This is a genomic window from Bacillus glycinifermentans (assembly GCF_001042475.2).
Classification (GTDB): Bacteria; Bacillota; Bacilli; order Bacillales; family Bacillaceae; genus Bacillus; species Bacillus glycinifermentans.
On record NZ_LECW02000037.1, the window covers coordinates 1 to 5234 of the forward strand.

General features: G+C 42.3%; 6 protein-coding genes. All 6 read left to right on the top strand.

Features of this window, described 5'->3' with window-relative positions:
- Positions 1-155: 155 nt before the first annotated feature.
- Positions 156-671, top strand: coding sequence for a phage terminase small subunit P27 family (locus AB447_RS19015; protein WP_057957703.1), 516 nt, complete (start codon positions 156-158; stop codon positions 669-671).
- Positions 668-2377: a terminase large subunit gene (locus AB447_RS19020; protein ID WP_006637241.1), complete on the top strand. Its 1710-nt coding sequence runs from the start codon at positions 668-670 to the stop codon at positions 2375-2377. Before AB447_RS19015 ends, AB447_RS19020 begins: the two co-directional genes overlap by 4 nt.
- Positions 2378-2388: 11 nt before the next feature.
- Positions 2389-2580, top strand: coding sequence for a DUF1056 family protein (locus AB447_RS19025; RefSeq protein ID WP_057957701.1), 192 nt, complete (start codon positions 2389-2391; stop codon positions 2578-2580).
- Entirely contained in the window at positions 2581-3891 is a 1311-nt protein-coding gene (locus tag AB447_RS19030; protein WP_057957702.1) for a phage portal protein, read from the top strand.
- On the top strand, positions 3836-4567 hold the full coding sequence (locus tag AB447_RS19035) for a head maturation protease, ClpP-related (protein WP_006637244.1): 732 nt from the start codon (positions 3836-3838) through the stop codon (positions 4565-4567). Before AB447_RS19030 ends, AB447_RS19035 begins: the two co-directional genes overlap by 56 nt.
- A 38-nt stretch (positions 4568-4605) precedes the next feature.
- On the top strand, positions 4606-5234 hold a 629-nt coding region (locus AB447_RS19040), incomplete at its 3' end, for a phage major capsid protein (RefSeq protein ID WP_156416003.1).

Genomic DNA, 5234 nt, shown 5'->3' on the forward strand with positions numbered 1-5234 from the left:
GCTTTTCAAAGTTCCCGAAAACGCAAAATACCCTCTCGACAGATTTGCCGAGAGGGCTTGATATGACTGGTTTTGTTGTTACTTTCATCATAGCATGCTTTGTGAAAAAAACAAGCGAAAAATTGCGATTTTTTAAAAGGAATGAGGTGAAAAACATGCCGAGACCTGCAAAATCCGCGGCCCTTCAATTAATACAGGGCAATCCGAATAAAAAGAATACGGAAGAACTGGCCGCGCGGGCTAAACACGAACAAAAAATGAAAATGCGCGCTGACAATATCAAACCTCCTTCCTGGTTGGATAAGGTGGCTAAAAAAGAATTTAAACGGGTTGCTGCTCTTTTATCTGAGGTGGAAATCATCACGGAGGCAGATATCAGCATGTTGGCTGCCTACTGTAATGCGTATTCTCAGTACATCTCTATTTCGAAAATTATTGAAGAAGACGGCATCATGATTCATACAGAGGGTCAAGACGAAAACGGAGAGCCGATCAAGTTGGTTGGAGAAGAGCACCCTCTGCTGAAACGGCAGAAAAATTTCTACGATCAAATGAAATCGGCTGCAAATGACTTTGGGCTCACTCCGTCTGCACGCGCCAAGCTCGCGATCACGAAAACCCAGGAAGAACGGGAGAAGACTTTAGCAGAAAAGGAGTTCAATAATGTATGAATACAATTAAACAGTTCATGATAGACTACTCACGCGATGTGGTATCGGGTGAGATTGTTGCATGTCAAAAGCATATTTGGGCTTGTGAGCGCTTTTTAAATGACATCAAAAGGGAAGGGACGAGAGAATTCCCCTACGTATTCGACGACGAGAAGGCTCGGCGTTTTCTCTTTTGGATGACTCAATTTAAACATACCAAGGGGCCATTAGCTGGTGAAAACATAGTTCCAGATCGTATTCAAATCTTTATTTTCGGTAATGTTTACGGCTGGGTTCACAAAGATACAGGGTTCCGCCGTTTCAGAAAAGTGTATTGGCAGGTTGGCCGCAAGAATGCAAAAACTCAGAGTCTGGCCTGCGTTGCTTCATATGAGGCTATGGCAAACGGCGAAAACATGTCAGAGGTATACATTGGAGCCACAAAAACTGAGCAGGCTCAAATATGTTGGAAGGAGATAAAAGCCCAAATAGAAGGGTGCGAACTTCTAAACAAACCAGAGCAAAAATACAGGATTGCATACAGTACCATTGAGCATCCAAAAACAAATTCAATTATTAAAGCATTATCTAAGGATGCCGGAAAAACAGGGGACGGTTTCAACCCTCAATGCGGCATTATTGACGAATATCACGCGCATAAAACATCTGAAATTTATGATGTCCTTGCTTCTGGAATGGGAGCAAGAAACCAACCTTTGATGATTATTATCACGACTGCCGGCTTTGAATTAAATAATCCCGCCTATCGTGTTGAATATGATTATGTGTCACGCATTTTGGATCCAAATAAGGTAGAAACAAATGAGCAATATTTTGTGATGATTAATGAATTAGACAAAGGCGATGACATTAAGGACGAGCGGAACTGGATAAAAGCAAATCCTATTGTTGCTGCTAATGAACACGGGATAGAGTATTTGCGCGGTGAGCTCGAAGTCGCTCTTGCGGTTCCTGAAAAAATGCGTAATTTCCTCACTAAAAACATGAATATTTGGGTCAATATGCGCGAGAACGGCTATATGGATATGCAGGCTTGGAAGGATTGCGGATCTGATCAGTTCCCTAATCTATCCGGCCGTGAGTGCTATGTAGGGATTGACTTGTCAAAACGAATTGACCTGACAGCTGTCTCGTTTATTTTCCCATTGGATAATGGGAGCTTTGCTGTTGAGAGCCACGGCTTTATGCCTGAAGATACATTCTATGAGCGTATCAAGACTGATAACGTCCCGTATGATCTGTGGAGGGAGCAGAACTGGCTAACCGTTACCGACGGCGCTGTTGTCGATTATGACTATATCAGAACCTACATTAAAAAAATGGAGAAAGAAAAAGGCTGGCGGATAAAAGAAATTGCCTACGATCCGTACAATGCCACACAGTTTGCCCAACAGATGGAGGCAGACGGATATGTGATGGTTGAAATTCGGCAGGGTGTAGCCACACTTTCAGAACCTACGAAAGACTTCCGAGAAAAAGTGAAGGCGAAAAAGATCATCCATAATAAAAACGATCTGCTGACTTGGGCTATGGGGAACGCCGTTACAAAAGTGGATGCCCAGGAAAATATAATGCTGGACAAGTCCAAGTCCACACAACGGATTGACCCGGCGGCTGCACTTATTAATGCACATGTTCGGGCTTCTCAGATTGATACAGCGATCGACTTAAACGCTTATATTCAGTCTGGATCTTTCAGCCTGTAGGGGGTGAGAACTTGAAAATTTTAAAAGCCTTACAGCTATTTTTAGAAGATATTTTGCTTATTGCAGGCATGGTATTCATTTCAATAGCCATATACCGAATAAACGTAAACGCGGGTTTAATTGCAACCGGTGTTTTTTTATTTTCGCTTGCGAGCTTGGTAGGGTTCGCTCGTCAAAAAAATAAGGATGGGGGAGGGAAATAGATGCTATTAAGCCGTTTAAAGAGCGGAATAAAAAATGATATTGCTGAAGAGGATAGCGGTTCCCTTCTCCATCCGGTTGATTGGTTCAAAAATATTTTTGCTGGATCTGAAAGCGCATCTGGTGAAAGGGTATCAACAAAAACGGCCGTTCTTCATCCGGATGTATATGCCTGTGTGATTGTTTTGGCGGATGATATTGCAAAACTGCCGATTAAACTTTTTCAGAATCAAAATGGAAACATACAACAGGTTCAAAATAAAGTCAGCGATATCATTCTGAACAAAGTCAATGACTATATGACAAGCTTTGTGTGGAAGCGGCTTTTGGTTACAAGGCTTTGCACTTGGGGAAACAGCTACAACCTTTTACTTTTTGATAAAGACGGAAATGTGACGGGGATCAGACCATTGGATCCGGAAGCAACCAACACAAATATTGATCCCGATAACGGGCGTGTTTGGTACTCCACAACGATTGACGGCAGATACCGTGAGTTTTTTTATGAAGAGGTGCTGCATTTTAAAAACCTGTCTCTTGACGGAATTGTGGGGCAAACTCCGATTTCAGTTATTCGGGACAATATAGGGTCAAATAGAGCTGCCACAAAATTCAACGCGAAATTTTACAAGAATGGCGGTGCACCGTTTGGCGTTGTAAAAGCGCCGACCCTTTTAGACCGAAAAAGCAAACAAATTCTTAGGGAAGATTGGGAGCGGGTAAATGCGGGGCAGTCTATTGCAGTTTTAGACGCCGGGCTTGATTATTCACAAGTAACAATGCCCATGAAAGATGCCCAATTTATTGAGTCGATGAAATGGAATCGCCAACAGATTGCATCGATTTACAAGGTGCCGCCTCATAAAATAGGGGAGCTTGATCGGGCGACATTTTCAAATATAGAGCAACAATCCTTAGATTATGTCAAAACCACTTTACAGCCAATCGTCACAAATATTGAACAAGAGTTAAACGATAAGGTTTTGACAGAGAAGCAGCGGGAAGCTGGCTATTACTTTAAATTTAACCTGGAATCAGAGCTACGCGGGGACAGTAAATCACGTGCTGAATTTTATAAAATGATGCAAAGTGTCGGCGCCTTTAGCGTTAATACTATCCTTCAAAAAGAGGACATGACAGGTATCGGAGAGATCGGAGATGAGCATTATGGAAACTTAAACCTTGTTCCCCTTTCAATTATGAAAGAGTATCAACTTAGCAAGGTCAAACGGTCTTCAAATCGCCTGAAAGGGGGTGATGGCAACGGAACAGAAGAAGAAAAACAAGTATTGGAACATGAAGGTTCTGAATGATTCGTCCGCTGAAATCACGCTTTACGGTTCGATAACTGGCGAAGGCTGGTTCAGTGAAAGTTCATCTAAAGCCTTTCAGTCTGAATTGAAAAGTTTAGGTGATGTGAGCTTTATTGATTTGTACATCAATTCGCCTGGTGGGGATGTTTTTGAGGGGCAGGCTATTCATTCGATGCTTCAGCGTCACAAGGCAAAAATCAATGTCTATGTGGATGCACTGGCCGGGAGTATCGCTTCTGTCATTGCAATGGCCGGCGATAAAATTACGATGCCGAGTAACGCCATGATGATGATTCACAACCCATACATGGGGATGGTCGGGAATGCCGCGGAATTCCGGAAGGCAGCCGATGATCTGGATAAGATTACTGAAAGTATCGTTTCCACATATCTTGCGAAAGCAGGAGACAAACTGGATGACGCGACTTTACGCCAGCTGCTGGATGAAGAAACCTGGCTTACTGCTGATGAAGCTTTAAATTATGGCTTGATCGATGAGGTTTCAGAGTCAAAGGATGTAGCAGCCTGCATTGATCATCAGGTGCTGGCACATTTTAAACATGTTCCAGGCAAAATTGTTGCTCAATCTGCTGCTGGAAATTCGGCTGAAGAAACAAGCCCGAATGAAATACTAAAACAAAAGATCAATATGAAACTTGAACTCTTAAATCTTTAAGGGTTCTTTTTTATGCCATTTTTAAGGAGGATAAGCATTTGAAACAGAAAGAACTTTTGAAACTCGATATTCAATTTTTCGCCGGGGGCGGAATGTCTAAACAAGAACGAGCATTACGTCAGGCTTTGGCGGAAAAGCGTACGAAAATTGAAGCATTGACCGATGAGGGAAAACTTGATGAAGCCAAAAAACTACTTGCAGAAGCTCAACAAATTAAAGATCAAATTCAGACATATGAGGATTTACGAAACATGCAGGTTTCATATGCACAGGAAGAGCCGCAGCAAGATCCAGAGGCAAAGAACCCGCAACAGCCAACGGATGATATCGCTAAAACAGAAGTGAAGAATCATGTTAAACTTTTTGCTTCCGCCCTTAGAACAGGCAAAGTACCGCAACCTCTTGCCGCGATGAAAGAAGGTGTGGATGAGGACGGTGGCCTTATTGTGCCGCAAGATATTTCTACGAAAATTAATGAAAAACGTCGCCAATTTGATACCCTGGCAAATCTCGTGGATGTTATTCCGGTATCAACAAACAAAGGTTCGCGGGTTCTTGAAAAATTATCAGATATCACCCCGTTAGTAAATCTTGAGGAATTAGCAGATATTGAAGAATTAGAGAACCCTAAATTTGAAAACATAAAGTATAGCATTAAAGACTATGC